Origin of the sequence: Rathayibacter caricis DSM 15933 (genome assembly GCF_003044275.1) — a bacterium.
In the GTDB taxonomy this organism is placed as follows: Bacteria; Actinomycetota; Actinomycetes; order Actinomycetales; family Microbacteriaceae; genus Rathayibacter; species Rathayibacter caricis.
Genome location: NZ_PZPL01000001.1, coordinates 979,182 through 1,006,143, shown reverse-complemented (window position 1 = coordinate 1,006,143; position 26,962 = coordinate 979,182). Strand labels below are relative to the sequence as shown.

Below are 26,962 nucleotides of genomic sequence, written 5' to 3'. Positions count from 1 at the left end.
CGGCAAGTGTACCCGCGGCCCCGCAGCGAACCCGCGGGGCGCGGCGGTGCGGACGACGACGGGCCCGGAGGATCGCTCCTCCGGGCCCGTCGTGGCGACGGCGCGCTACTCCTCGGGGTCCCCGGTCGGAGTACCCGTCGACGTCCCGGTACCGGTCGGCGTCGGCGTCGGAGTCGGGGCGGGGGCGTCGACCGCGACCGTGAGGGTCGGCGAGGCCGCCGACTCCGTCTCTCCGCAGATCACCGTGTAGGTGATGTCGAGGGAGCCCTCCGCCGGGCCGGCCTGGATCGTGGCGGTGGTGGAGTTCGACGGGTTGGTGCTCGTGACGGACGCGCCCTCGCCGGTCGCGGTGACCCGGTAGCCGGTGACCGAGGTGCCGCTCGGGCACTGGTTGTAGTTGGTCCAGGTCACGTTGAAGGTCGCACCGGCGTCGACGCTGGAGGCCGCGGGGGTGACGGTGGGGACCGCGGTGGGGGCGTCGGGGGTCGCGACGTCGAGGTACACCGAGACGCGGATCGTGGTGCCCCGCGCGACGTTGGCCGTGGGGGTCAGCGCCGACACGGTGCCGACCTGCTCGGCCGTCGCGGCGTTCGGGCCGTCGACCCGCTCGACGCCCATGCCGAGCGCACCGAGCTCCGCCTCGACGTCCTCGAAGGGGCGGTCGATGAAGTCGTCCTCGTTGATGGGCACGAGGTTCGAGGTCTGCGTGGGAGTCGGCGTGGGTGTCGTGCTGGGGGTCTGCGACGGGGTCTGGCTCTGCGTCGGAGCGGCGGTCGGCTCCGGGTCGCCCCCGTCGCCGGTGGTCAGCGCGAAGATCGTGCCGCCGATCACGACGGCGAGGATCACGATGAGGGCGAGGAGCGGCCAGGTCCACGGGCTGCGCTTGCGCGGCTCCTGGATCTCGTCCGGCTCGTCCGGAGCGCCCACGAGGGAGCCCGCGGCGAAGGCGGTGGTCGTATTGGAGGGCAGGACGGTCGTGGCCTGCGTGGCTCCAGCCGCCGACGGCAGGACCGTGGTCGCCTGCGTGGTCGGGAGGTCGCCGGCGACCGCCGGGACCGCGAGGGCGGCGCCGCGGACGTCGCCGATGCGCAGCGCCTGCGCCGCTCGGGCGAGGTGCGCGGCGGTGGCCGGACGGTCGGCGGGCTTCTTGGCGATGCAGGAGTAGACGAGGTTGCGCACGGGCTCGGCGACCGTGACGGGCAGCTCCGGGGGAGTGTCGTTGATCTGCGCCATCGCGATGGCGACCTGCGACTCGCCCGTGAACGGACGGCGCCCGGCCAGGCACTCGTACGCGACGATGCCCAGCGAGTAGATGTCGGTCGCGGGCGATGCGGGCTGGCCGCTGGCCTGCTCCGGGGACAGGTACTGGACCGTGCCCATGACCTGGCCGGTCGCGGTGAGCGGGACCTGATCGGCGATGCGGGCGATGCCGAAGTCGGTGATCTTGACGCGGCCGTCGGGCGTGATCAGCAGGTTGCCCGGCTTCACGTCGCGGTGCACCAGGCCGGCCGCGTGGGCCGCGTGCAGCGCCAGGGCGGTCTGCGCGACGATGTCGAGGACCTTGTCGGTCGAGAGCACGCGCTCGCGCTCGAGCACGGTCGACAGCGCCTCGCCGGGGACGAGCTCCATGACGAGGTACGCGGAGCCGTCCTCCTCGCCGTAGTCGTAGACGTTCGCGATGCCCTCGTGGTTGACGAGCGCGGCGTGGCGGGCCTCGGCGCGGAAACGCTCGAGGAACCCGGGATCGCCGAGGTACTCGTCCTTCAGGATCTTGATCGCGATGGTCCGTCCGATGACCAGATCGGTCGCCTGCCACACCTCGCCCATGCCGCCGATGGCGATCCTGGACTGCAGCTCGTAGCGTCCCCCGAAGGTGAGGCCTGATGTGGGTCTCATTTGTTCAGCACCGCCTCTAGTACCTGTTGTGCGATGGGTGCGGCGATCAGGTTGCCGTACCCGGTCTGGCCGAGTCCCCCGCCGTCCTCGACGAGGACGGTGATGGCGTACTGCGGATCGTCCGCAGGAGCGAATCCGGTGAACCAGAGGGTGTAAGAGTCGTCCCTGCCGTTCTCGGCGGTGCCGGTCTTACCGGCCACGGTGACGCCTCCTATTGTTGCATTCGTCGCCGCGCCGTCCTCGACGCTGGCGACCATCATCGCCTTCACGGCGTCCGCCGTCTCCTCGCTCACGGCACGGCCCAGCGGGTCCTCCTGGAACTGCTCGAGGACGCTGAGGTCCTGCGAGCGGATGACGTCGACCAGGCTCGGGCGCATGACCTCGCCGCCGTTCGCGATCGCGGCCGAGACCATCGCGATCTGCAGCGGAGTGGCCCGCACCTCGTACTGGCCGAAGGCGGTCAGCGCGGTCTGCGCGTCGTTCTCGGTCTCGGGGTAGGTGCTCGCCTCGACCGACATCGGGATCTCGAGCTCGGTGTCGAAACCGAACTTCTCGGCGGTCTCGCGGATCGCGTCAGCTCCGAGCTCGACGCCCATCTCGGCCATCGGCACGTTGCACGAGAGCTTCACGGCCGTCGCGAGCGTGACGGTGTCGCCGGGGCCGCAGAGGCCGCCTCCGGAGTTCGTGACCTGCGTGCTGGTGCCGGGCAGCGTGTACGCCTGCTGGTTCGGGAAGCTCGACTCGGGCGTGAAGCGGCCCGACTCGATCGCCGCGGAGGCGACCACGAGCTTGAAGACGGAGCCGGGCGGGTTCAGCGAGCCGCCGATGGCGCGGTTGATCAGCGGGTTCTCCGGGTCGTCGTTGAGTGCCTGGTAGGCCGCGAGCACCTCGTTCGTGTCGTGCGAGGTGAGCGCCGTGGGGTCGAAGGTGGGCTTGGAGACCATCGCGAGGATGCGGCCGGTGGCCGGCTCCGTCACGACGACCGCTCCGGTGTAGTCGCCCAGCGCGTCGAACGCCGCCTGCTGGGCGACCGGGTCGATCGAGAGCTCCACCGACGCGCCCTCGGGATCCTGACCGGAGACCAGGTTGTCGATCTCGTCGAAGAACTGCGAGTTCGAGGTGCCCGAGAGGTAGTCGTTGAGCGAGCGCTCGATGCCGGTGGTGCCCTGGTTCAGGGTGAAGTAGCCCGTGACGCCCGAGTAGAGCGGCCCGTTCGCGTACTGGCGCTGGAACTTGTACAGGTCGTCGCTCGGCACGGAGGAGGCGATCGGCTGGCCGCCGACCAGGATCGCGCCGCGCTCGGTCGAGAAGCTCTCGTAGAGCGTGCGGGTGTTGCGCGAGTCCTCGGACAGCGCATCCGCCTGGATCACCTGGATCGTGGTGGTGGAGAGGAAGAGGGCGACGAACATCGTCAGGACGACGATGCTCACGCGCTTGAGTTCACGGTTCATCGACGGATCACACCACCAGACGAGGCTGGCTGCGGACTGTGTCCGACAGGCGGAGGAGCACGGCGACGATCATCCAGTTGGCCACGAGCGACGAACCTCCGGCCGCGAGGAACGGAGTGGTGAGGCCCGTGAGCGGGATGACGCGGGTGACGCCTCCGATCACGATGAAGCACTGCAGTGCGATGACGAACGAGAGGCCGACGCCCAGGAGGCGGCCGAAGTCGTCCTGGCCGGCGAAGCCGATGCGGAAGCCGCGCGAGACGAGCAGGAGGTAGAGGCCGAAGATCGCGAAGATCCCGGCCAGGCCCAGCTCCTCGCCGAGGCTGGCGATGATGTAGTCGGACTGGGGGACCGGCGTGATGTCGGGCATGCCCTGGCCGAGGCCCGTGCCGAGCAGGCCGCCGTGCGCGAGGCCGAAGAGGCCCTGCACGAGCTGGAAGCTGCCGCCGGGATCGGCGCCGTAGCGGTCGGCGCTGAAGGGATCGAGCCAGTTCGAGAAGCGGTTGCCGACGTAGTCGAGCGTCTGGCTGGCGAAGATCGCGCCGCCGAGGAACAAGCCGACGCCGATCAGGACCCAGCTGGTGCGGCCGGTGGCGACGTAGAGCATCACCAGGAACAGGCCGAAGTAGAGCAGCGCCGTGCCGAGATCGCGCTGGAAGACGATGACCGACATCGACACGGCCCAGACGACCAGGATCGGGCCGAGGTCCCGCAGCCGCGGGAAGCGCATCCGGAGGAACGTCTTGCCGACCATGGAGAGGGAGTCGCGGTTGCGCACCAGGTAGCCGGCGAAGAACACGGCGAGGGCGATCTTCGCGATCTCGCCGGGCTGGAAGCTGAAGAAGTCGCCGATGCCGATCCAGACGCGCGCGCCGCTCACCTCGCGCCCGATGAAGGGCAGCAGGGGCAGCAGGAGCAGCACGATGGCGACGAAGCCGGCGACGTAGGTGTAGCGGAACAGGATGCGGTGGTTGCGGATGACGACGAGGACCACGATCGCCGCGACGATCGCCAGACCGCTCCAGATGATCTGGCGGACGGCGACCGACTCCCAGCCCGTGGCGCCGTCGGCGATGTCGATGCGGTAGATCTCGGCGATGCCCAGCCCGTTCAGCACCGTGGCGATCGGCAGGAGGAACGGATCCGCCTCCGGGGCCGCGAAGCGCAGCACGACGTGGACGACGAGGACGAGGGCGGAGAGCCCGGCGCCCAGGGAGACGAGCGTGGTGTCGACGGCGCCCAGCGCGCCGAGCTGCACGAGCAGGATCGCGGAGGTGTCGATCAGGCAGGCGCCGATCAGCAGCAGGAGCTCGAGGTTGCGCAGCTTCTGCTTCAGGAGGCGGGGGCGCCGGCGCTCGGCGGCCGCGGGAACGGTGGTCGCGGTCACGGGGCTCCGTTCGCGTCGGTCAGGCGCTCGACGATGTCGACCGCTCCGGCGTAGGACTCGGCGTTGATGGTCTGCTCGAGCTGCTCGACGTCGTACTCGCGGAGGGAGTCGAGGGGGATGCCCGTGTCCTCCTTCACGCTCGAGAGCGAGAGCGGGCCCACGGACTGCTGGATGCCCTGGTAGATGATCACGGTGTCGCCGTCGGTGCCGACGTAGAAGCGGGATTGCGTCCAGTCGTAGGCGAGCAGCACGCCGAGGAACCCGGCGATGAGGACGAGCGAGAGGCCGACGAGCCAGGTGATGCGGCGGCGGAGGTGCCGGCGGCGGTCCTCCTCGATGAGCTCGTCGAGGTAGTCCTCGGAGGCGGGCTCGAAGTGGGTGGGTCCCTGCGCGGCGGGTGCGCGGGTGTGCAGGCGCAGGCCCGGGATCCGCAGGCGGTTCTGCGAGTCGTCGGTGCTGATCGGAGTGGGGGCGGCGGCCGAGCCGACGATCACCGGCTCGGGGGTGGGGACGAGGACCTGGGCGGTGTCGTTCTCGCCCGGCACGTCGAGGATCACGACGGTGACGTTGTCGGGGGCGCCGTGCGCGAGGCTGTCGCGGATGAGACGGTCGGCGACCTGCTGCGCCGACTCGCTGCGCGACAGCTCCTTCAGGATCTCGTCGTGCGGGACGACGCCCGAGAGGCCGTCGGAGCAGATGAGCCAGCGGTCGCCCGGCTCCGTCTCGAGAGTCAGCGTGTCGATCTCGGGATTGGTGTGCACGTCGCCGAGCACGCGCATGAGGACGGAGCGGCGCGGGTGCGTCATCGCCTCCTCCTCGGTGATGCGGCCGGAGTCGACGAGGCGCTGTACGAAGGTGTGGTCGGTGGTGACCTGCTCGAGCTTCCCGTCGCGGAGGACGTAGATGCGGGAGTCGCCGATGTGCGCGATGGCGACCGACTCGCCCACCCGGGCGATCGCGCTGACCGTGGTGCCCATGCCGGTCAGCTCGGGGTGGTCGATGACCGCCTCGGCGAGCAGGGCGTTGGCGGCGAGGAGGGTGCGCTTGAGCTCGTCCTCGGCCTCGTACGTCGACGCGTAGGTGCGGTCCGCCTCCGCGATGCGCTTGATCGCGATGGAGGACGCGACGTCGCCGCCCGCGTGCCCGCCCATCCCGTCGGCGACGACGAAGAGCTGCCGGCCCGCGTAGCCGGAGTCCTGGTTGTTGGAGCGGATGCGGCCGACGTGCGACACGGCGGCGCTCTCGCGCGCCGCGCCGACGGCGCTGTCAGGAGTGGAGGTCACGGGCTGCCTACGACCGTCGCAGTTCGAAGGTGGTCGTGCCCACCTTGACCGGGGTGTTCAGCGGCACCTTCGTCGGTGCGCCGACCCGGCGGCCGTCGAGGAACGTGCCGTTCGTGGAGTCGAGGTCCTGGATCATCCACTCGTCGTTCCAGATCAGCAGGCGCGCGTGGTGGGTCGAGGTGTAGTCGTCGCGGATCACCAGCGTCGACTCGGAGGAGCGGCCGATCGTGAGCGGCTCGCCGGAGAGCTCGAGCTCGGTGCCGCGCTTGGGACCCGAGGTGATGACGAGGCGCTGCGCCGTGTGGACCGTGGCGACGCCTCCGAAATCGGTGCGCTCGGCCGCGGCCTCGCGGGAGCGGCGGGCCGACGGGGCCTGCTGCTGCACGGGAGCGGGCTGCTGCTGCGGGGAGGAGGGCTGCGGGGCCGCCTGCTGCGGGGCGGACTGCACGACGGGCTGGGCGGCCGTGACGAACGGCGCGTCGTCCTGCTGCGCGGTCGGCGGCATCTTGCGCACGCGCTGCCCGAACAGGTCGGAGCGCAGCGCGTAGACGATGCCGAACACGAAGAACCACAGCAGCGCGAGGAACGCGATGCGCAGGAGGAAGAGGGTGAGCTCGCTCATAGCCTGTCGTCCCAGAATCCATCGGAGGCGCGTCCGGAGCGACCGGACGGCGAGCGGTCGGCGCGCGCGGGTGCGGCGCCCTGCACGAGGCGGAACACGATCGACGTGCGCCCGATCGTGATGGTCTGCTCGGGCGAGAGGACGGCCTGCGTCACCGGCTTGCCGTCGAGCTTCGAGCCGTTGGTGGAGCCGAGGTCGTGGACCTGGGCCCGCGAGCCGTCCCAGAGGATCTCGACGTGCTTGCGCGAGGTGCCGGAATCGTCGACGGTGATGTCGGCGTCGGCACCGCGGCCGATGACGGTGCGGGATTTGGTGATCGGGTGGCGGCGACCGGCGATGTCGACGACCGGCGTGTAGGCGACGGTGCCCTTGACGCTGCGGGAGTCCACCTCGACCATGCCGTCGCTCAGCGACCCGTCGGCCTCGAGCCGGATGTCGATGGGGCCCGGGAAGCGGTAGCCCTGCTTCTTCGCGTGCTCGGTGGCGACGGTCGTGAGTTCGTCGATCAGGGTGGCGCCCATCCGCTCCATGCGCGAGAGGTCGGCGGCGGACATGCGCAGGGTCAGGCTGTTCGGCACGAGGATGCGGTCGCGCGTGACGACCGCGGCGGTGGTGTCGAGCTCCCTCCGGAGCGCGGACGCGAGCTCGACCGGCTGCAGCCCCGACTTGAAGGTCCTCGCGAACGCGCCGTTGACGACGCGCTCGAGTCCCTTCTCGAAGTTGTCCAGTATGCCCACAGTCTTCCGATCTTCCGTTCCGTCGCCTTCTCGGCGGTCGCGCACGGATCGAGGTGTCTGCGCGCTCACGTGGCTTCCGTTGTCGTCTGCTTGCCGCGCACGGCTACGGGCATGTTACTGGGATGCTCTGGATACGGGCTCCTCGGGGTGTTTTCGCGCGGTGGGCGGGAGTCGTGGACGGGGTCGCGTCGGTGGGCGCGGCTCGATCCGTCGCGGACGTACGGTCGTCGGTGCTCATCCGGCGCGAACGGCCGCTGGGAGCGCCCTTGCGCGGCCGTTCCTGCCGGATCGGCGGGAGCGCTGCCTGCGACGCGCGAGGCGGTCGGTGGGGGCGAGTTCACGAGTGGGCGCGGAGGGTGGTAGTCTTTCTCGTCGGTGCTCAGGCATCGTGGTGAGCGCGAGTGGCGGAATAGGCAGACGCGCACGGTTCAGGTCCGTGTGCCCGAAAGGGCGTGGGGGTTCAACTCCCCCCTCGCGCACCAGCAGAAGACGAAGCCCCCGATCGGATGTCCGGTCGGGGGCTTCGTCGTTCGCGGGGGGAGTCGGACGAGGCACATCCCCCGGGCGGAAGCGTCACCGCGCGCCGAGCTCGGCACCACTGCGCGCCGGGCTTGATCGGCGCCGACAGAGGTGGCAAGGTGACCGTTGCGTCAAGCGTCCGCCGCACTCGGTGCGGCAAGTCCTACAGCCATCTCGTTCGCGAGGTGGCTGTAGTTGTTTCTGCGGAGGGAACCGTGTGCTGCTCTGCTACGTCGATGAGTCGGGGGATGAAGCAGCCCTCCGGATGCCGACGGATCCTCCCGTCCTCGTCATCGGTGGGCTGGTCGTCGAGCATCGGAAGGCGAAGTCGCTGATCTGGAAGTTCCTCCAGATCAAGAAGAAGTACAACACCAGTCTCGGGGCCGACGACGTGCACCTCTCGGACGTCATCCGCTTCGAGATGAAGGGCAGTGAGCTGCGGAAGGACATCCGGTCGGGCTCTCGGCGCCCGCGTCGGCGCGCCTTCGGTGTTCTCGACGACGTCGTCGCCCTGCTGGAGGAGCACGGCGTGATGGTCGTCGGGGACGTGAACGTGAAAGGAAGCGCACCGCTGCGACGGTGGGTGTACTCGGACTCGATCGCCTGGATCGCGGAGCACTTCGAAGCGGCTCTGTCCGCCGCAGAGACACCTGGCCAGATGATTCTCGACGCCCGCACGAAGAGCAAGAACGTCCCGAGCGTCCACAGGATCACGACCAAGCGCTTCAAGTCGGGAGGGGATCCGTTTCCCCACCTGGTCGAGGCCCCTCTCTTCGGTCACAGTGATGCTCACGTCGTACTCCAGCTCGCCGACCTCATCGTCTCTGCGCTGCTCTTCCCGATGGCCTGCGCGGGCTACTGCTCGTCCCTCCTCGACAACGTGCACATCACCCCCGAGTTCGAGGCTGTCCGGCTGCGCTACGGAGCGCGTATGCGCGCGTTGGAGCACCGATACGCAGGATCAGCCGGCTCTCGCGCGGGAGGAGTGCGGGTCACTGATCACATGAACAGGCAGCCCACTCTGGGCCTCTACCGGGAGGTCCCCTTCTCCTACCGGCCAGGTCCGTGGTCCATCTCGGTTGTCGAACCGGCGTCGCGTGCAGAGTGATCGAGATCAGAGGAACTTCAGAGTTCCAGGCGGGTCAGGAGTGGCCGCGGACGTGGTGGACGCGGGCGGTGCGGGGGTACGCGGCGGGGTCGCGCGGGCCCTCCTCCGGGAACTCGAAGAGGTCGATCATGAGTTGCAGGGGGTAGGGGAGCCACTGGGCGACGCGGTGCACGACGGCGCCGTCGATTGAGAGGACGACTCCGTCCTCGGACCAGTCGGCGGAGTAGAGGTGCGGCTCGGCGGCGTCGATCGGAAGCTCGACGTCGACGACGTCGGTGCGCAGGCGCGGGTCGTTCACGGACTTCACGCCGGTGCGGACGGTCGAGCGGCGCTCTCCGCGGAGGGAGCCGAAGAGCTCGGCGACGGTGATCTCGCCGGAGTCGTCGGGGCTCGACTCCTCGGTGCCGACCAGCCAGACCGCGAGCATGCAGGAAGGGTCGGGGTTCGCCGAGAGGAGCGCTTCGACGTGCCCGCCGGTGGGGGTCCAGAGACGGCGGGTCGGCACCTCGGTGCGCACGCGCAGGTCGGGGCGGTGGCGATGGGTGCCGCGGTCGCTGCCGAGCGGACCCGCGAACGACGCGGTCTGCAGGTTCGAGACGCGCATCGCTCCGTCGTCGTCGCGCCACGGCGGCTGGTCGGCGTCGATGCGGAGGAGGAGGCCGTCGTCGTCGAGGGACCAGCGGGCGCGCGAGCGCTCGGGCTCGGTCCACTGCGGCAGGTAGTGATCGATCCAGCGCTCGGGGTCGAGGCGGCGGTGGTCGAAGCCGTCGGTGAAGGAGGTCATGGCGGTCATCCTTCCGCGACTCGTCACGGCGAGGACCCCCGCGTGGCGCGTCGTGCACGGGACCGGCACCTCACGGAGGGACGGCGGACACCGGGGGACGGGCGGGCGTTCACCGGGCGGACGCCGGCGGGCGCGATGCTCGGCGGGTGATCCCGCTGCGTGCCGATGTGACTCCGCTCGACGCCCTCGCCCTGCCCGTGCTGCTGCGCCGGCTGCGCGGGCACCGGCACGTCCAGGTGGACGCGCAGCGGTTCCTCGCGATCGTCCCGGGAGTGGGCTCGACCCTCGTCACGGTGGGGCCGGTGCTCGTGCTCGACGTGATGACGGAGCACCGACGGCTGCTGCCGCTCGTGATCGACGCGCTCGAGGCGGAGCTGCGGCGCGACGGGTTCGGCGAGCGGGTCGCGCTGCGCTGGAGCACGCCGGACATCGTGCCGGTGCCGTTCCGCTGAGGACGCGACTCCGGTCTCGCGGCAGAGGTCAGCGGCGGGTGAGCTCCACGACGGGGATGACGCGGGTCGTCTTCTTCTCGTAGCCGGCGAAGCCCTCGGAGGCGTCGGTGAACAGGGTCCAGCCGGCGTCGCGCTCGGCGCCCTCGAGGACGCGGGCCCGGACGGGGACGGTGCCGTCGTCGGGAGTCTCGATCACGGTGTCGGGCTCGGCGACGAGGTTGTGGAACCAGGCGGGGTGCTTCGGCGCGCCCGCGGCGGAGGCGGCCAGGAGCCAGACGTCGTTCGAGGGGTGCAGCGCCATCAGGGGCGCGATGCGCTCCTCGCCGGAGCGGGCGCCGACGTGGTGCAGCAGCACGAGCGAGCGGCCGAAGCCGGCGGTCGTCACCGTTCCGCCGTTCGAGCGGAACTCCTCGATGATCATCTCGTTGAAGTCGGCCACGACGTTCTCCTTACTTCTGCGGCGGGCGGCGCTCGCCGGTCTCGGGCGCCGCCATCACCAGCGGGCGTCGACGGCCTCGGTCGCGGCGACCGGGTCCGACTCGGGGGAGCCGCCGCCGACGGCTGCCGGATCCGCGAGCGCCCGCCGCCAGGGTAGCTCCGCGGCGCCCACGAGCTCCAGGCGCGATCGGAGCGCCGCGCGCTCGATCCGGACGCCGCGGGCCAGGTCGCTGAGGGCGCGCGCCGACACCCGGGCGGCGAGGCGCTCGCGGTCGACGGTGAGGAGGGAGCCGAGGAAGCCGCCGAGGACGACGGAGGTGGGGTTGAACAGGTTGATGAAGGTGGAGAGGCCCTCGGCCAGGAGGTCGACCTGGCGGGCGACCTCGGCGAGGACGGCGGGGTCGCGAGAGGTGCCGAGCGCGATGTCGAGCTCGTCCTGGTCGAGGACCCGCGCGCCGAGGACGTCGAGGAGGGAGCGCATCCGCACCTCGGCCTCGAGGCAGCCGTGGCGGCCGCAGCCGCAGCGGGTCCCGCCGGCCGCGACGAGGGTGTGGCCGAGCTCGGCGGCGAATCCGGAGGAGCCGCGCAGGGGGAGGCCGTCGATGATCACTCCGCCGCCGATGCCGCTCGCGCCACCGGTGACGTAGACGACGTCGGCGACGCCGCGCGCGGCTCCGAAGAGCGACTCGCCGATCGCACCGAGGCTCGCGTCGTTGCCGACCGAGACCGGCAGGGCGAGGGCGCGGCCGAGGCGCTTCGCGAGGTCGACGTCGCGCCAGCCCAGGTGCGGCGCGATGTGCACGAAGCCGGAGTCGCCGTGCACCAGGCCCGGGACCGCGACCCCTGCGCCGACCAGGATGCGGTGCCCCTCCTTCTCGGAGCGGAAGCCCGCGACGATGCCGGACACGACGCGCACGACGGTGTCGGGGGTGGCGGGAGTGGGGGTGTCGAAGCGGACGCGGCGCAGGAGGTCGCCGTTCATGCCGACGAGGCCGACGATGATCGCGTCGGTGTCGAGGTGCACCCCGACCACGGCGAAGGCGCGACCGGGGACGACGGTGGCGCTCGGGCGGCCGATGCGGCCCGTGGGAGCGGTCGTCTCCTCCTCCACCCAGCCCAGGCCGGACAGTTCGCCGACCAGGTTCGCGACGGCGGAGCGGTTCAGGCCGGTGCGCTGGCCGAGCTCGGCCCGGCTGAGGGGTCCGGAGCGGTGGACGAGCGTGGCGATCGCGGCGAGATTGTGACGGCGGAGCAGGGCGTTGCTCGACGCTCCGACTGCTCCAGCCATGGTGATCCGTCTCTCGTCGGTGGCCCGCGGCGCGGTCGGACGACTCGGGCGGGCCCCGTCATAGTAGAGGGCCCGCCCGAGGCGATCCGGGAGCGGCTAGCGGCCGCCCGCCCGCCGCTTGTTGAAGATGTCGAACGCGACGGCGAGCAGCAGCACGAAGCCCTTGATGGCCATCTGCCACGCGGCGTCGACCGACAGGATCGACAGGCCCATGTTGAGCACGCCCATCACGAGGCCGCCGATGACGGCGCCGACGACGGTGCCGACTCCGCCCTGCACCGCGGCTCCGCCGATGAAGACCGCGGCGATCGCATCGAGCTCGTAGTTCTGCCCGGCGGAGGCGACGGCGCCGCCCGCGCGCGCCGTGCTCACGACGCCCGCGACTCCGGCCAGCACTCCCATGTTCACGAAGATGAAGAAGTTGACCCACTTCGTCTTCACGCCCGACATCATCGCGGCGAAGAGGTTGCCGCCCATCGCGTAGATGTGGCGGCCGAACACGGTGCGGCCGAGGACGAAGCTGTAGGCGAGGATCAGCACGGCGAGCACGATCAGGATGATCGGGGTGCCGCTGTAGCCGGCGAGGAGCCAGGCGAGGGCCATTATCGCGACGACCGCGATGGCGGCCTTGATCCAGAACGACGCGATCGGCTCGCGCGGGAGCTCGAGGCGGCGGAGCGTGGCGCGGGTGCGCAGCTGCTGCACGACGAGGACCGCCGAGACGACGACTCCGAGCAGGAGGGTGAGCGCGTCGCGGCCGAGGATGCCGCCGAGGACGCCCGGGAGCCAGCCGGCACCGATGGCGGTGAAGGCGGTGGGGAGGCCGTTGATCGTGCCGCCGGTGAGCAGCACCAGCGTGAATCCGCGGAAGATCAGCATGCCCGCGAGGGTGACGATGAACGCGGGGATGCCCACGAACGCCACCCAGAAGCCCTGCCAGGCGCCGACCAGCGCTCCGGTGAGGAGCGCCACGACGACGGCGACGCCCCAGGGCAGGCCCCAGTTGTTCATCGCGATCGCCGAGATCGCTCCGACCATCGCCACGACCGAGCCGACCGAGAGGTCGATGTGGCCGGCGATGATCACCATCACCATGCCGATCGCGAGGATCAGCACGTAGGCGTTCTGCTGGATCAGGTTGTTGACGTTGCCGGGCAGGAGCAGGCGCCCGCCGGTGAGGAGCTGGAAGAGCAGGATGATGACGCCGAGCGCGGCGAGGATGCCGTACTGACGCAGGTTGACGTTCATCCGGAGCCCGCGCCGCGGCGGCGTGGACGGCGTGTTCGCGGGCGTGCCGCTCGGCGCTGTGGTGGTCGTGGCGCTCATCGGGCCTGGTCCTTCCCTGCGGTCATGAAGTGCATGAGGTGCTCCTGGGTCGCATCGGCGCGGGCGACCTCGCCCGAGATGCGGCCTTCGGAGATGGTGTAGATGCGGTCGGAGAGCCCGATCAGCTCGGGCAGCTCGGACGAGATCACGACGACGGCCTTGCCCTGGGCCGCGAGCTCGTTGATGATGCCGTAGATCTCGTACTTGGCCCCCACGTCGATGCCGCGGGTGGGCTCGTCGAGGATCAGCACGTCGGGACCCGAGAAGATCCACTTCGAGAGGACGACCTTCTGCTGGTTGCCTCCGGAGAGCTTGCCGGTGACGGCCGAGACGCTCGGGGCCTTGATGTTCATCTTCGAGCGGTACGAGTCGGCGACCTTGTACTCGCGGTGCTTGTCGATCACGCCCAGACGGGCGAGGCGCGAGAGCGCTGCGGCCGAGACGTTGACGGTGATGTCGCCGATGAGGTTGAGGCCGTAGCGCTTGCGGTCCTCCGTCGCGTAGGCGAGGCCGTTGCGGATCGCCTCGTCGACGGTGCGGGTCTGGATCTCCTTGCCGTCCTTGAAGACGCGGCCCGAGATGCCGGTGCCGTAGCTGCGGCCGAAGATGCTCATCGCGAGCTCGGTGCGGCCCGCGCCCATCAGCCCCGCGAATCCCACGATCTCGCCCGCGCGCACGGTGAAGGAGGCGTTCTCGACGACCACGCGGTCGACGTCGACGGGGTGGTGCACGGTCCAGTTCTCGACGCGCAGCTTCTCCTCGCCGATCTGCGGATCGCGCGGCGGGAACATGCTGTTGAGGTCGCGGCCGACCATCGCGCGGATGATGCGGCTCTCGCTCGCCTGCTCCGCCGTCATCGCGAAGCTCTCGATCGTGCGGCCGTCGCGGATGATCGTGACGGTGTCCGCGATCGCGCGGATCTCCTTCAGCTTGTGGCTGATGATGATGCAGGTGATGCCCTGGCGGCGCAGCTGGTCGATCAGGCCCAGCAGGTGGTCGCTGTCCTCGTCGTTCAGCGCCGCGGTGGGCTCGTCGAGGATGAGGAGCTTCACGCGCTTGGCCAGGGCCTTGGCGATCTCGACGAGCTGCTGCTTGCCGACTCCGAGCTCGAGGATCTTGGTCGCGGGGTTCTCGGCGAGGCCGACCCGCGCGAGCAGCGTCGCAGCCTCGGCGTTCGTCGCGTTCCAGTCGATGACTCCGCGCTTGGACTTCTCGTTGCCGAGGAAGATGTTCTCGGCGATGGAGAGGTAGGGGCTGAGGGCGAGCTCCTGGTGGATGATCACGATGCCGTCGGCCTCGCTGTCGTTGATCGAGCGGTACTGCGCCGCCCGGCCCTCGAACTCGATCGTGCCCTCGAAGCTGCCGGTGGGGTACACGCCCGAGAGGACTTTCATCAGCGTCGACTTGCCGGCGCCGTTCTCGCCGCAGATCGCGTGCACCTCGCCGGGCTGCACCGAGAGCGAGACGCCGTCGAGGGCGCGGACGCCGCCGCCGAACTCCTTGACGATGTCGCGCATGATGAGGATGGGACTGGCCAACGGGGCCTCGCTTCGTGGTCGTGGTGGGTGAGGACGGGGTGAGCGGGGGCGGGGAGGATCACTCCTCCCCGCCCCCGCCTCGGGATCAGAGCCCGACGTCACCGGCCTTCAGGAAGCCGGAGTCGACGAGGGTCGACTGCACGTCGTCCTTCACGACGACCTGCGGCTCGAGGAGGTAGGAGGGGACGACCTTCTCGCCGTTGTCGTACGTCTCGGTGTCGTTCACCTCGGGCTCCTCGCCCGCGACGATCGACTGCACCATCTGGAAGACGCGGTCGCCGAGGGTGCGGGTGTCCTTCCACACGGTCATGGACTGCTCGTCGGCGAGGATCGCCTTGACGTTGGCCTTGTCGGCGTCCTGACCGGTGATCACCGGGTAGTCGGCGCCGGGCGCGTAGCCGGCCGACTTCAGCGACGCCTCGATGCCGATCGCGAGGCTGTCGTTGGGGGAGAGGACCACGTCGACCTTCTGGTCACCCGTGTAGAAGGAGGAGAGGCGGTTGTCCATCTCGGACTGCGCCTTGTCGGAGGCCCAGCCCTGGATGCCGATGGAGGCCCAGTCGTCGTTCGAGGCGGGCGACTTGCCCGAGGGGACGACGAGCTTGCCGCTCTCGACGTAGGGCTGCAGGACGTCCCACGCACCCGAGAAGAAGAACTTGGCGTTGTTGTCGTCGGGGCTGCCGGCGAAGGGCTCGAGGGTGAAGGGACCCGCGGCGTTGGCGAGGTCGAGGGTCTCCTCGATGTACTGGCCCTGGAGCTGGCCGACCTTGTAGTTGTCGAACGTCGCGTAGTAGTCGACGTCGGCGGTGCCGTTGATCAGGCGGTCGTAGGCGATGACGGTCGCGTTCTGCTTCTTCGCCTCGGACAGGACCGGCGCGAGCGCCTCTCCGTCGATGGCCGCGATCACGAGGATCTTCGAGCCGCCGGCGATCTGGTTCTGGATCTGCGAGATCTGCTGGTCGGTCTTGTTGTCGGCGTACTGGAGGTCGACGGTGCAGCCCTCGTCCTCGAGCTGGGACTGGAGTCCCTCGCCGTCGTTGATCCAGCGCTCGAGGCTGCGGGTGGGCATCGAGATGCCCACGGTGCAGTCGCCTTCGGCGCCCTCGCCGCTCGCGGCGCCGCCGGAGTTGGCGGGGCTGGCCGAGCAGGCGGCGAGGCCGAGGGTGATGAGGCCGGCGGTGGCCAGCGTCGTGAGTCCACGCGAGAACGTCATGGAGTGCATTCCTCTCTGAAAGCAGTGTCCGAGTGAGAAGGACGGCGCGAGAGCGTGCACGGATGGATGCACGCCGTCGTGTCGTCGCCCGGGGTAGGGCGGGGAGCCCCGATGGGCTTTGTCCACGGAGACAACATATTGCGCGACCCGGCCGCTGTAAAGCGCGCTGACGACCGTTGCCGAACCGTGACCTTCGTGGCACGACCCCCGCTGTTGCAGGGGGAGACCGCTCTCACGACGTCTCCCGTAGGAGAACCGTGAGCATTCCGGGGCGGGCCGTAGGGAAACCGTGAGGAGCGGATCCGGGGGCCGTGCGCGGGTGTTGCATCGGGACTCGTGCGCTCGCTCGAGCGCCGTCCGCCTCCGGATGGAGTCCTCCGTGCTCGACCTCGCCTACCTCCTCGGCGTGCTCGCCCTGTTCCTCGTCATCGGCCTCGCCGCCCGGGGGGTGGAGAAGCTCGGGCCGCCGGTCCGCGCCGCCCACCCCCGTGCGGCCCGCGAGTCGGAGGAGTCGCGGTGATCGTCTTCGACGCGCTCGCCGCGGTCCTCGCGATCGGCGCCGTGGTGTTCCTCCTCGTCGCGCTCGTGCGACCGGAGCGGTTCTGATGGACACGCTCCTCGCCGTCCTCCAGGTCGCCACCGTCGGCCTCGCTCTCGCGCTCGTGCACCGCCCGCTCGGCGACGGCATGGCGCGCCTCTACTCCTCGAGCCGCGACCTCGCCCTCGAGCGCGACCTCTACCGGGTGATCGGAGTGGACTCCTCGTCCGAGCAGAGCTGGCGCGCGTACCTGCGCGCCGTGCTCGCGTTCTCGCTGATCGGGGTGCTGCTGCTCTACGGGATGCAGCGGCTGCAGGCCGTGCTGCCCGGCTCGCTCGGGCTGCCCGCCGTGCCCGAGGGACTCGCGTTCAACACCGCGATCTCGTTCGTCACGAACACGAACTGGCAGTCGTACTCGCCGGAGCTCACCCTCGGCTACGCCGTGCAGCTCGGCGGGCTCGCCGTGCAGAACTTCGTCTCGGCCGCGGTGGGCCTGGCCGTCGCCGTGGCGCTGATCCGCGGATTCGCGCGGCGCTCCTCCGGCACGCTCGGCAACTTCTGGGTCGATCTGACCCGCGGCGTGCTGCGCCTGCTGCTGCCGCTCTCGGTCGTGGCCGCGCTCGTGCTGGTCGCGGGAGGCGTGGTGCAGAACCTCGCGGCTCCGCTCGAGGTGGAGACGCTGATGGGCGGCGCGCAGAGCATCCCGGGCGGCATGGTCGCGTCGCAGGAGGCGATCAAGATGCTGGGGACGAACGGCGGCGGGTACTTCAACGCCAACTCCGCGCATCCGTTCGAGAACCCCTCGGCCTGGACGAATCTGCTGCAGATCGTGCTCATGCTGGCGATCCCGTTCAGCCTGCCGCGGACCTTCGGGCGGATGGTCGGCGACGTGCGGCAGGGCCGCGCGATCCTCGCCGCGATGGCCGTCGTCTTCACCGTGTCGCTCGGCGCGTTCACCGCGCTCGAGCTGGCCGGCGGCGGATCGGCGGCGCAGGCCGCGGGAGCCGCGATGGAGGGCAAGGAGACGCGCTTCGGCATCGCGGGCTCGACGCTCTTCGGCAGCGCGAGCACGCTCACCTCGACCGGCGCGGTGAACTCGATGCACGACTCCGCGACGCCGCTCGGCGGCATGATGCCGATGCTGAACATGATGCTCGGCGAGGTCGCGCCGGGCGGTGTCGGCTCGGGGCTCTACGGGATGCTCGTGCTCGCGATCCTCGCCGTGTTCGTCGGCGGGCTGCTGGTCGGGCGCACCCCGGAGTACCTGGGCAAGAAGCTCGGGCAGCGCGAGATCACGCTCGCGAGCCTGTACATCCTGGTCACCCCGACCCTCGTGCTCGCCGGCACCGCGCTGAGCTTCGCGATCCCCGCGGTGCGCGAGGACGTCGAGAGCACGTCGATCTGGAACCCCGGACTGCACGGTCTGTCGGAGGTGCTCTACGCCTTCACCTCGGCCGCGAACAACAACGGCTCGGCCTTCGCCGGGCTCACCGCGAACACTCCGTGGCTGAACACGGCTCTCGGAGTCGCGATGCTGCTCGGCCGGTTCCTGCCGATCGTGCTGGTGCTCGCGCTCGCCGGATCGCTCGCCGCGCAGAAGGCGGTGCCCGCGAGCGCGGGCACGCTGCCGACCGCGCGACCGCAGTTCGTCGGGCTCCTCGTGGGAGTGACGCTCGTCGTCACCGCACTCACCTACTTCCCCGTACTCGCGCTGGGACCCCTGGCGGAAGGGCTCTGATCATGTCGTCCACTCTCACCGCACCCCCTGTCGAGCAGACTCCGGCTCCTCGAGCGGGGCGGGCCGCCTTCGGGCCGCGCCAGCTCGTCGCCGCCCTGCCGGGCGCCGTCCGGAAGCTCGATCCGCGCCTGATGCGGCACAACCCGGTGATGTTCCTCGTCGAGATCGGCGCGGTGCTGCTGACGGTGCTGGCGATCGCCGAGCCGTTCCTCGGCGGGCCGGAGCCGTCGGGCGGCTCGACCGTGCCGGTCACGTTCACCGCGGGCATCGCCCTGTGGCTCTGGCTGACCGTGGTCTTCGCGAACCTCGCAGAATCGGTGGCCGAGGGGCGCGGCAAGGCGCAGGCCGAGAGCCTGCGCAGGACCCGCACCAGCACTCCGGCCCGCCGCGTCGTCGACTACGACCCGGCGGATCCGTCGGCCGCGGCGTCCGAGCTGCGCGAGGTGCCGTCGTCGGAGCTGCAGCTCGGCGACGTGGTCGTGGCGGAGGCCGGCGACCTCGTCCCCGGCGACGGCGACATCGTCTGGGGCATCGCCTCCCTGGACGAATCCGCGATCACGGGGGAGTCGGCTCCGGTCGTCCGCGAGAGCGGGGGAGATCGCAGCGCGGTCACCGGCGGCACCCGGGTGCTCTCGGACCGCATCGTCGTGCGCATCACCTCGAAGCCCGGCGAGACCTTCGTCGACCGCATGATCGGGCTGGTCGAGGGCGCCTCGCGGCAGAAGACGCCGAACGAGATCGCGCTCGACATCCTGCTCGCGAGCCTGTCGATCGTGTTCGTGGTCGTCGTGCTGACCCTGAACCCGATCGCGTCGTACGCGGCGGCCCCGGTCAGCGTGCCGGTGCTCGTGGCGCTGCTGGTCTGCCTCATCCCGACCACCATCGGAGCGCTGCTCTCGGCGATCGGCATCGCCGGCATGGACCGGCTCGTGCAGCGCAACGTGCTCGCGATGTCGGGCCGCGCGGTCGAAGCGGCGGGCGACGTGACGACGCTGCTGCTCGACAAGACCGGCACGATCACCTACGGCAACCGGCGCGCCACCGAGTTCCTGCCGGTGGCGGGAGTGGCGCAGGCCGCGCTCGCGGACGCCGCGGCGTCGTCCTCGCTCAGCGATCCGACCCCCGAGGGGCGGTCGATCGTGGACCTGGCGATCGCGTCCGGTCGCACGGTCGCGGATCCCGGACCCGCAGTGGTCGTGCCGTTCACGGCGCAGACCCGGATGAGCGGACTCGACCTGTCCGACGGCACGGAGATCCGCAAGGGCGCCGTCTCGGCGGTCCGCGCCTGGGTGGAGGAGGAGGGGCCGCTCGCCGCGCCCCTGTCCGCACAGCTCGCGCAGACGGTCGACGCGGTCTCGGGCAGCGGAGGCACTCCGCTCGTCGTCGCGGTGAAGGACGGCGCCGGTGCCCGCGTGCTGGGTGTCGTGCACCTGAAGGACGTCGTGAAGGACGGCCTCGCCGAGCGCTTCGCGGAGCTCCGCGAGATGGGCATCCGCACCGTGATGATCACGGGCGACAACCCGCTGACGGCGCGCGCGATCGCGGCGGAGGCGGGGGTCGACGACTTCCTCGCCGAGGCGACTCCCGAGGACAAGCTCGCGCTCATCCGGCGCGAGCAGGAGGGCGGCCACCTCGTCGCGATGACCGGGGACGGCACGAACGACGCGCCGGCCCTCGCGCAGGCCGACGTGGGCGTGGCGATGAACACCGGCACGTCGGCGGCGAAGGAGGCCGGCAACATGGTCGACCTCGACTCCGACCCGACGAAGCTCATCGACATCGTGCGGATCGGGAAGCAGCTGCTGATCACCCGCGGGGCGCTGACCACGTTCTCGATCGCGAACGACGTCGCGAAGTACTTCGCGATCATCCCGGCGATGTTCGCCGGCGTCTTCCCGGGGCTCGCGGTGCTCAATGTGATGCAGCTGCACTCGCCGGCCTCGGCGATCCTCTCGGCGATCGTGTTCAACGCCCTGGTGATCGTGGCGCTCATCCCGCTGGCGCTGCGCGGGGTGGCCTACCGGCCACTCTCGGCATCGAAGGTGCTCAGCCGCAACCTGCTCGTCTACGGGCTCGGCGGAGTCGTCGCTCCGTTCATCGGCATCAAGCTCGTCGACCTCGTGGTCGCGACGATCCCCGGGTTCTGACCGACCCGACCGCGGGACGCCACCGGCGCATGCCTCTTCGGGCATGTCCCGGAGTGACGTCCCGCGGGAACCCACCACTGCTCCCGGAAGAAGAGAGACCATGACGCTCCGCACCTACTCCGTCGCCCTGCGCGCGATGATCGCGATGACCGCGGTCCTCGGGCTCGCCTATCCGCTCGTCGTCCTCGGCGTCGGGCAGCTCGCCCTGCCCGCTCAGGCGAACGGCTCGCTCGTGTCCGCCGACGGGCGGGTCGTCGGCTCGTCGCTGATCGGCCAGTCCTTCACCGACGCCGACGGCACCCCGCTGCCGGAGTGGTTCCAGTCGCGGCCGTCCGCGGCCGGCTACGACGCGGGTGCCTCCAGCGGCAGCAACCTCGGCCCCGAGAACGCCGAGCTCGTCGCCTCGATCCAGGAGCGGCGCGCCGCGATCGCCGCGCTCGAGGGCGTCGACCCGGCCGACGTGCCCGCCGACGCGCTGACCGCCTCCGCCTCGGGCCTGGACCCCGACATCAGCCCGGAGTACGCCCTGCTGCAGGCGGACCGCGTCGCCCAGGCCCGCGGACTCGCGGTGGAGGAGGTCCGCGCGCTCGTCGAGAGCTCGGTGCAGCCGCGGGGGCTCGGGTACCTCGGCGAGGAGACCGTGAACGTGCTCGAGCTGAACCTCGCACTGGACCGGCTGTGACGGCCCTGCTCCGACCCCCGGCTCGTAGAATCGCGAGCGGCCCGCCTCCCGCGCGCCGGTCCTGCGAGCCGAGGGTGAGGCCAGGAGCATGACGAAGGGCCGCCTGCGCGTGCTGCTGGGTGCGGCGCCCGGCGTGGGCAAGACCTACACGATGCTCGAGGAGGGCCGCCGGCTCGCCGACGAGGGCCGCGACGTCGTGGTCGCCGTGGTCGAGACGCACGGCCGCTCGGCCACCGCCTCCGTTCTCGAGGGCCTCGAGGTCGTGCCGCGCCGCCGCGTCGAGCACCGCGGAGTCGCGCTCGAGGAGATGGACCTGGACGCGGTCCTCGCCCGCCGCCCCGACATCGCCCTGGTCGACGAGCTCGCGCACACCAACGCCCCCGGGTCGCGGCACGACAAGCGCTGGCAGGACGTGCGGACGCTGCTCGACGCCGGCATCACCGTCTTCTCGACGGTCAACATCCAGCACATCGAGTCGCTCAACGACGTGGTGCACGCGATCACCGGGGCGCCGCAGCGCGAGACGATCCCGGATGCGGTGCTGCGCGCCGCCGACCAGATCGAGGTCGTCGACCTCGCCCCGCAGGCCCTGCGCGACCGCCTCGCCGACGGCCGCGTCTACCCTCCCGAGCGCATCGACGCGGCGCTCTCGAACTACTTCCGCCTCGGCAACCTCACCGCGCTGCGCGAGCTCGCCCTGCTCTGGCTGGCCGACGAGGTCGACAGCGCGCTCCGCGACTACCGCGTCGAGCAGGGCATCGACAGCACGTGGGAGGCGCGCGAGCGCGTCGTCGTGACGCTCACCGGAGGGCCGGAGGGCGAGACCCTGCTGCGGCGCGGGGCGCGGATCGCGGCGCGCTCCTCCGGGGGCGACCTGCTGGCGGTGCACATCGTGTCGCCCGACGGGCTGCGGTCGCCGCGCCCGGACCTGCTCGAGGCGCAGCGCGCGCTGGTCGAATCGCTCGGCGGCAGCTACCACCAGGTCGTCGGCGAGGACGTGCCGCGCGCGCTGGTCGAGTTCGCCCGCTCGGTCAACGCGACCCAGCTCGTGCTGGGGGTCAGCCGCCGCAGCCGGCTCGCCGCGGCCCTGACCCCGGGCATCGGCGCCACCGTCATCCGCGAGTCCGGCAACATCGACGTCCACATCGTCAGCCACTCGGCGGCGGGGCGGAGCGCGCTGCTGCCCCGGCGCGCAGGGGCGCTGACCCTGCGGCGCCGGCTGGCGGGCATGGGCCTCGCCCTCGTCGGCGGGCCGCTGCTGACCTGGCTGCTGTCGATGCTCCGGAACGACGAGTCGATCACGAGCGACGTGCTCTCGTACCAGCTGCTCGTGGTGCTCGTGGCGCTGATCGGAGGGATCTGGCCGGCGCTGTTCGCGGCCGTGCTCTCGGGACTCACCCTCGACTTCTTCTTCGTCGATCCGCTCTACACGATCACCGTCGACGAGCCGCTGCACGCCCTCGCCCTCGCGCTCTACGTGGTGAACGCGGTGCTGGTCAGCTCGGTGGTCGACCGGGCGGCGCGGCGCTCGCGGGCGGCGGAGCGGTCGGGGGCCGAGTCCGAGCTGCTCGCGACGATCGCGGGCGGCGTGATCCGCGGGCAGGGCGCCGTGCAGGCGATCCTCGAGCGCGCGCGCGAGGCGTTCGGACTCACCGGCGTGCGGCTCGTGCGCGACGGAGTCGTCGTGGCCGTCGACGGGGAGCCGCAGGAGGATCCGGTGATGGTGCCGGTCGGGCCCGCCGCCGTGCTCGAGCTGCACGGCCGTGAGCTGGAGGCGGGCGAGCGGCGGCTGCTGCAGGTGATCGCGGCGCAGCTCGACTCCGTCCTCGAGAACGCGGCGCTGACCGAGACGGCGAGCGAGCTCGCTCCGCTGGCCGAGACCGACCGGGTGCGCAGCGCCCTGCTCTCGGCGGTCAGCCACGACCTGCGCCGCCCGCTCGCTGCCGCGACCGCGGCCGTCAGCGGGCTGCGCTCGCCCGACATCGCCTGGAGCGATCGCGACCGGCAGGAGCTGCTCGCCACGGCCGACGAGAGCCTGACCGTGCTGGCCGCGCTCGTGACCGACCTGCTCGACGTCACGCGGCTCGAGGCGGGGGCGCTCGCCGTGGCGCTCGCTCCGCTGGACGCGGCCGACGTGGTGCTGCCGGCGCTAGACGAGCTCGGACTCGGACCCGGCGAGGTCGACCTCGACCTCGATCTCGACGGGCCGTCGATGCTCGCCGACGCGGGGCTCCTGCAGCGGGTCGTCGTGAACCTCCTGGCCAACGCCGCCCGCTACGCGCCTCCCGGCACCCGGGTGCGGATCGCGACGAGCGCGTTCGGCGGCTCGGGGCAGATCCGGATCGTCGACCACGGATCGGGCGTCGCGCCCGAGCGCCGGGAGCAGATCTTCGTGCCGTTCCAGCGCCTGGGCGACGACGACAACCTGACGGGGCTCGGCCTGGGACTCGCCCTGTCGAAGGGGTTCACCGAGGGCATGGGCGGCACACTCGAGACCGAGGACACACCGGGAGGCGGACTGACCATGGTGGTGACGCTGCCGCTGGCGCCGACCGCGACCGAGGGGGACGAGTGAAGATCCTGATCGCCGACGACGACCCGCAGATCCTGCGGGCCCTGCGCATCACGCTCACGGCGCGCGGCTACGAGGTCGTGACCGCGGGCGACGGCACGGAGGCTGTCAACCGGGCCGTGGACGAGCATCCGGACCTCTACATGCTCGATCTGGGCATGCCGCGGCTCGACGGGGTCGAGGTGATCCACGCGCTGCGCGGCTGGACGAGCGCGCCGATCCTCGTGGTGTCGGGGCGGACGGGCGCGGCCGACAAGGTCGACGCGCTCGACGCCGGAGCCGACGACTACGTGACGAAGCCGTTCTCGATGGACGAGGTGCTCGCGCGCATCCGGGCCCTGTCGCGGCGCGTGCAGCCGGCCGACGGCGAGCCGCTCGTGGTCATCGGCGAGGTGACGATCGACCTGGTCGCGAAGAGCGCGACGCGGGCGGGGGCCTCGGTGCGGCTCACCCCGACGGAGTGGCAGGTGCTCGAGATCCTGGTACGGAACGCGGGCAGGCTGGTCACGCGCCGCTCGCTGCTCGACGAGATCTGGGGGCCGACCCACGTCACCGACACCGGCTACCTGCGCCTCTACCTGGCGCAGCTGCGCAAGAAGCTCGAGCCCGACCCGTCGCACCCGCGGTACCTGCTGACGGAGGCGGGGATGGGCTACCGGTTCGTGCCGGGGGCGTGAGGGAATGCGGGGTCTCCGAGGACGTCGCTTCCTGGCTGCGGCCCGGAGCTTGCTGATCGAGTAGCCCGCGCAGCGGGCGTATCGAGATCCACCTTCTCCCGGGGACGGGGGGCGGATGACCGGGCTGCTGGAACCGGCGGGTCTCGATACGCCCCTGCGGGGCTACTCGACCAGCGAGGCCTGCCCGGAGCTCGCTGATCGAGTAGCCCGCGCAGCGGGCGTATCGAGATCCACCTTCTCCCGGGGACGGGGGCGGATAACCGGGCTGCTGGAACCAGTGGGTCTCGATACGCCCCTGCGGGGCTACTCGACCAGCAAGGCCGGCCCGGAGTTCGCTGATCGAGTAGCGCCCGCGGAGCGGGCGTATCGAGATCCGCCCACTCCCGAGGGCGGGGGCGGACGCCAGGGCTGCTGGAACCGGCGGGTCTCGATACGCCCCTGCGGGGCTACTCGACCAGCGAGGTCGGCCCGGAGTTCGCTGATCGAGTAGCGCCCGCGGAGCGGGCGTATCGAGATCCGCCCACTCCCGAGGGCGGGGGCGGACGCCAGGGCTGCTGGAACCGGCGGGTCTCGATACGCCCCTGCGGGGCTACTCGACCAGCAAGGTCGGCCCGGAGTTCGCTGATCGAGTAGCGCCCGCGGAGCGGGCGTATCGAGATCCGCCCACTCCCGAGGGCGGGGGCGGACGCCAGGGCTGCTGGAACCGGCGGGTCTCGATACGCCCCTGCGGGGCTACTCGACCAGCAAGGTCGGCCCGGAATTCGCTGATCGAGTAGCCCGCGCAGCGGGCGTATCGAGATCCACCTTCTCCCGGGGACGGGGGGCGGATGACCGGGCTGCTGGAACCGGCGGGTCTCGATACGCCCTTGCGGGGCTACTCGACCAGCGAGGCCGGCCCGGAGTTCGCGGGCTCGCCCTCTGCGCGGGCTGCTCGATCAGTGAACGGCGAGCGCGGGCGGAGGAGAATGGAGGGACCCCAGCGAAGGAGACCACCGTGGATCAGCCGCGCATGAACGTCGAGTCGTTCAACCTCGACCACCGCACCGTCGCCGCGCCGTACGTGCGCCTCGCCGACGCCAAGACCCTGCCGGGCGGCAGCCGGATCGTGAAGTACGACGTGCGGTTCACCCAGCCCAACCGCGCCCACCTCGAGATGCCGACCGTGCACTCGCTCGAGCACCTGTTCGCCGAGAAGTCGCGCAACCACTCCGACCGCGTGGTCGACTTCTCGCCGATGGGCTGCCAGACCGGCTTCTACCTGATCCTCGCGGGCGAGCCCGAGCTGCCCGAGGTGCTCTCGCTCGTCGAGGACACCCTCCGCGACATCACCGAGGCCGACGAGGTGCCCGCCGCCAACGAGACGCAGTGCGGCTGGGGCGCGAACCACTCGCTCGAGGGCGCGCAGGAGGCGGCGCGCACGTTCCTCGCGCAGCGCGACGAGTGGGAGACGGTGACCGCGTGAGCGACGCGATCGTCCTGGTGGCGATGGACGAGGAGGCGGAGCCGTTCCTCGCGAAGGCCGAGCGCGCCTCCGAGCCGCGGACGGTCGGCAACTCGCTGCAGTGGGACCTCGAGATCGACGGCGGATCGGTGCTGCTGGTGCGCACCGGCGTGGGCCTCGTGAACGCGGCCGGAGGGCTGACGGCGGCGATCCTCCGCGACCCGTCGCCGCTGGTCGTCAGCGCCGGGTCGGCGGGCGGTCTCGGGGCGGACGTGCGGGTCGGCGACGTGGTCGTCGGCGACGAGTACGTGCAGACGGACGCGGACGCGCGGGCCTTCGGCTACGCGCTCGGACAGGTGCCCGGCATGCCGGCGCGCTACTCCGGGCACGCCCCCGCCCTGGCGGCCGAGCTGGTCGCGGAGGTGCCGAACGGCGCGGTGCCGGTTCGCCGCGGGCTGATCGTGTCGGGCGACGTGTTCGTCTCGGGCGACCACGTCGAGCGGGTGCTCGGGGCGTTCCCGGCTGCGCTGGCGACCGACATGGAGTCGGTCTCGCTGGCGCAGACGGCGCACGTGCACGGAGTGCCGTTCGTGTCGGTCCGCGGGATCTCGGACCTGTGCGCGCCGGGGCAGTTCGAGGCGCACGTCGACGACGCGGCGGATCGCTCGGCGGTCGTGGTGCTGGCGCTGCTCCGGGCGCTGCGCGCGAGCTGATCGGGCGCCGTTCACTAGACGGCACGTTCCGGCGTCTGCGCGAGCTGCGGGCCCCGATTCGCGCCCACTCGCGCTCGCCGTCGTGGCCCAGTGGACACGGAACGGGGCCCGCGCCGTGCGCAGGGCCCCGTTCGCGTCGAGTCGTCGGGGCGGCTACTCGTCGCCGATGCGCTGGTCGGCCGCCTTCTCGGCGCCGTCGATCTGCCCGTCGAACTTGCCGCCCGAGGCCTTGCCGGCCGCGTCACCCGCCTTGTCGAGCCCCTGATCGGTCAGCTTCTCGCCCTTGTCGCTGTTCGCGAAGTCCTTGGCCTTGTCGCCGAGTCCACCGAGGTCCATGGTCGTTCCTTCCGTCGAAGAGCGCCCGCCGGTCGGCGGGGCCGGTGCCAGTCTGCGCTCGCCCGGGAGGCGTGCC

At 71.2% G+C, this 26,962-nt stretch carries 24 protein-coding genes and 1 tRNA gene; 12 read left to right on the top strand and 13 right to left on the bottom strand.

Going from position 1 to position 26,962, the window contains the following annotated elements; all coding sequences use genetic code 11:
• Positions 1-105: 105 nt before the first annotated feature.
• Genes C1I63_RS04650 through C1I63_RS04625 form a run of 6 tightly spaced genes read right to left on the bottom strand, consistent with a single transcriptional unit; the run spans position 106 to position 7,376 of the window.
• The gene (locus C1I63_RS04650; protein WP_107573950.1) at positions 106-1,896 is read right to left on the bottom strand and encodes a protein kinase domain-containing protein; all 1,791 of its coding nucleotides are present in this window, start codon (positions 1,894-1,896) and stop codon (positions 106-108) included.
• Positions 1,893-3,347 (bottom strand): peptidoglycan D,D-transpeptidase FtsI family protein, encoded by a 1,455-nt coding sequence (locus C1I63_RS04645; protein ID WP_107573949.1) that lies wholly within the window; start codon positions 3,345-3,347, stop codon positions 1,893-1,895. Before C1I63_RS04645 ends, C1I63_RS04650 begins: the two co-directional genes overlap by 4 nt.
• A 7-nt stretch (positions 3,348-3,354) precedes the next feature.
• Positions 3,355-4,734, bottom strand: a complete 1,380-nt coding sequence (locus C1I63_RS04640) for an FtsW/RodA/SpoVE family cell cycle protein (protein WP_244906981.1) — start codon at positions 4,732-4,734, stop codon at positions 3,355-3,357.
• Positions 4,731-6,017: a Stp1/IreP family PP2C-type Ser/Thr phosphatase gene (locus C1I63_RS04635; RefSeq protein WP_107573948.1), complete on the bottom strand. Its 1,287-nt coding sequence runs from the start codon at positions 6,015-6,017 to the stop codon at positions 4,731-4,733. Before C1I63_RS04635 ends, C1I63_RS04640 begins: the two co-directional genes overlap by 4 nt.
• Positions 6,018-6,024: 7 nt before the next feature.
• Entirely contained in the window at positions 6,025-6,639 is a 615-nt protein-coding gene (locus C1I63_RS04630; RefSeq protein WP_107573947.1) for an FHA domain-containing protein FhaB/FipA, read from the bottom strand.
• A complete protein-coding gene (locus C1I63_RS04625) occupies positions 6,636-7,376 on the bottom strand; it encodes an FHA domain-containing protein (RefSeq protein ID WP_055793985.1) in 741 nt (246 codons plus the stop codon). Before C1I63_RS04625 ends, C1I63_RS04630 begins: the two co-directional genes overlap by 4 nt.
• 395 nt (positions 7,377-7,771) lie before the next feature.
• On the opposite strand from C1I63_RS04625, the gene C1I63_RS04620 reads away from it, so the two are divergent.
• Positions 7,772-7,858 (top strand) — tRNA-Leu (locus C1I63_RS04620).
• Between the two features lie 254 nt (positions 7,859-8,112).
• Positions 8,113-9,003, top strand: coding sequence for a DUF3800 domain-containing protein (locus C1I63_RS04615; protein ID WP_107573946.1), 891 nt, complete (start codon positions 8,113-8,115; stop codon positions 9,001-9,003).
• Between the two features lie 34 nt (positions 9,004-9,037).
• On the opposite strand, the gene C1I63_RS04610 is transcribed toward C1I63_RS04615, so the two are convergent.
• Positions 9,038-9,787 (bottom strand): glycoside hydrolase family 16 protein, encoded by a 750-nt coding sequence (locus tag C1I63_RS04610; RefSeq protein ID WP_211315566.1) that lies wholly within the window; start codon positions 9,785-9,787, stop codon positions 9,038-9,040.
• Between the two features lie 146 nt (positions 9,788-9,933).
• Here C1I63_RS04610 and C1I63_RS04605 point away from each other — a divergent pair, with 146 nt between their 5' ends.
• Complete coding sequence (locus tag C1I63_RS04605; RefSeq protein WP_055793987.1) at positions 9,934-10,239, top strand: hypothetical protein; 306 nt, start codon at positions 9,934-9,936, stop codon at positions 10,237-10,239.
• Between the two features lie 28 nt (positions 10,240-10,267).
• On the opposite strand, the gene C1I63_RS04600 is transcribed toward C1I63_RS04605, so the two are convergent.
• The 5 genes from C1I63_RS04600 to chvE form a co-directional block, all read right to left on the bottom strand.
• Positions 10,268-10,678 carry a nitroreductase/quinone reductase family protein gene (locus C1I63_RS04600; protein WP_107573944.1) on the bottom strand — a complete coding sequence of 137 codons (411 nt, stop codon included), beginning with the start codon at positions 10,676-10,678 and terminating at the stop codon, positions 10,268-10,270.
• Positions 10,679-10,732: 54 nt separating this feature from the next.
• On the bottom strand, positions 10,733-11,965 hold the full coding sequence (locus tag C1I63_RS04595; protein ID WP_107573943.1) for an ROK family transcriptional regulator: 1,233 nt from the start codon (positions 11,963-11,965) through the stop codon (positions 10,733-10,735).
• A 96-nt stretch (positions 11,966-12,061) separates the two neighbouring features.
• The gene (mmsB, locus tag C1I63_RS04590) at positions 12,062-13,291 is read right to left on the bottom strand and encodes a multiple monosaccharide ABC transporter permease (RefSeq protein ID WP_055793997.1); all 1,230 of its coding nucleotides are present in this window, start codon (positions 13,289-13,291) and stop codon (positions 12,062-12,064) included.
• Positions 13,288-14,808, bottom strand: a complete 1,521-nt coding sequence (gene mmsA / locus C1I63_RS04585; RefSeq protein WP_055793998.1) for a multiple monosaccharide ABC transporter ATP-binding protein — start codon at positions 14,806-14,808, stop codon at positions 13,288-13,290. The genes mmsB and mmsA overlap by 4 nt, the downstream gene beginning before the upstream one ends.
• Positions 14,809-14,914: 106 nt before the next feature.
• A complete protein-coding gene (gene chvE, locus C1I63_RS04580; RefSeq protein WP_372488181.1) occupies positions 14,915-16,042 on the bottom strand; it encodes a multiple monosaccharide ABC transporter substrate-binding protein in 1,128 nt (375 codons plus the stop codon).
• A gap of 379 nt (positions 16,043-16,421) precedes the next feature.
• On the opposite strand from chvE, the gene C1I63_RS19660 reads away from it, so the two are divergent.
• The 9 genes from C1I63_RS19660 to mtnN all read left to right on the top strand — a co-directional run bounded on the left by C1I63_RS19660 (position 16,422) and on the right by mtnN (position 26,550).
• Entirely contained in the window at positions 16,422-16,562 is a 141-nt protein-coding gene (locus C1I63_RS19660; RefSeq protein ID WP_170116270.1) for a hypothetical protein, read from the top strand.
• Positions 16,559-16,648 carry a potassium-transporting ATPase subunit F gene (locus C1I63_RS04575; protein WP_055794001.1) on the top strand — a complete coding sequence of 30 codons (90 nt, stop codon included), beginning with the start codon at positions 16,559-16,561 and terminating at the stop codon, positions 16,646-16,648. The genes C1I63_RS19660 and C1I63_RS04575 overlap by 4 nt, the downstream gene beginning before the upstream one ends.
• Entirely contained in the window at positions 16,648-18,318 is a 1,671-nt protein-coding gene (gene kdpA, locus C1I63_RS04570) for a potassium-transporting ATPase subunit KdpA (RefSeq protein ID WP_107573942.1), read from the top strand. The genes C1I63_RS04575 and kdpA overlap by 1 nt, the downstream gene beginning before the upstream one ends.
• Positions 18,319-18,320: 2 nt before the next feature.
• Positions 18,321-20,465, top strand: a complete 2,145-nt coding sequence (kdpB, locus tag C1I63_RS04565; protein ID WP_107573941.1) for a potassium-transporting ATPase subunit KdpB — start codon at positions 18,321-18,323, stop codon at positions 20,463-20,465.
• A gap of 100 nt (positions 20,466-20,565) precedes the next feature.
• Positions 20,566-21,147, top strand: a complete 582-nt coding sequence (gene kdpC / locus C1I63_RS04560; protein ID WP_107573940.1) for a potassium-transporting ATPase subunit KdpC — start codon at positions 20,566-20,568, stop codon at positions 21,145-21,147.
• A gap of 88 nt (positions 21,148-21,235) precedes the next feature.
• Entirely contained in the window at positions 21,236-23,722 is a 2,487-nt protein-coding gene (locus C1I63_RS04555; RefSeq protein ID WP_107573939.1) for a DUF4118 domain-containing protein, read from the top strand.
• On the top strand, positions 23,719-24,396 hold the full coding sequence (locus C1I63_RS04550) for a response regulator (RefSeq protein WP_055794006.1): 678 nt from the start codon (positions 23,719-23,721) through the stop codon (positions 24,394-24,396). The genes C1I63_RS04555 and C1I63_RS04550 overlap by 4 nt, the downstream gene beginning before the upstream one ends.
• Before the next feature lie 1,009 nt (positions 24,397-25,405).
• Positions 25,406-25,858, top strand: a complete 453-nt coding sequence (locus C1I63_RS04545) for an S-ribosylhomocysteine lyase (protein WP_056869014.1) — start codon at positions 25,406-25,408, stop codon at positions 25,856-25,858.
• Positions 25,855-26,550 carry a 5'-methylthioadenosine/S-adenosylhomocysteine nucleosidase gene (gene mtnN / locus C1I63_RS04540; RefSeq protein ID WP_244906980.1) on the top strand — a complete coding sequence of 232 codons (696 nt, stop codon included), beginning with the start codon at positions 25,855-25,857 and terminating at the stop codon, positions 26,548-26,550. Before C1I63_RS04545 ends, mtnN begins: the two co-directional genes overlap by 4 nt.
• A gap of 153 nt (positions 26,551-26,703) precedes the next feature.
• On the opposite strand, the gene C1I63_RS04535 is transcribed toward mtnN, so the two are convergent.
• Positions 26,704-26,886, bottom strand: a complete 183-nt coding sequence (locus tag C1I63_RS04535) for an antitoxin (RefSeq protein WP_055794007.1) — start codon at positions 26,884-26,886, stop codon at positions 26,704-26,706.
• Positions 26,887-26,962 lie beyond the last annotated feature (76 nt).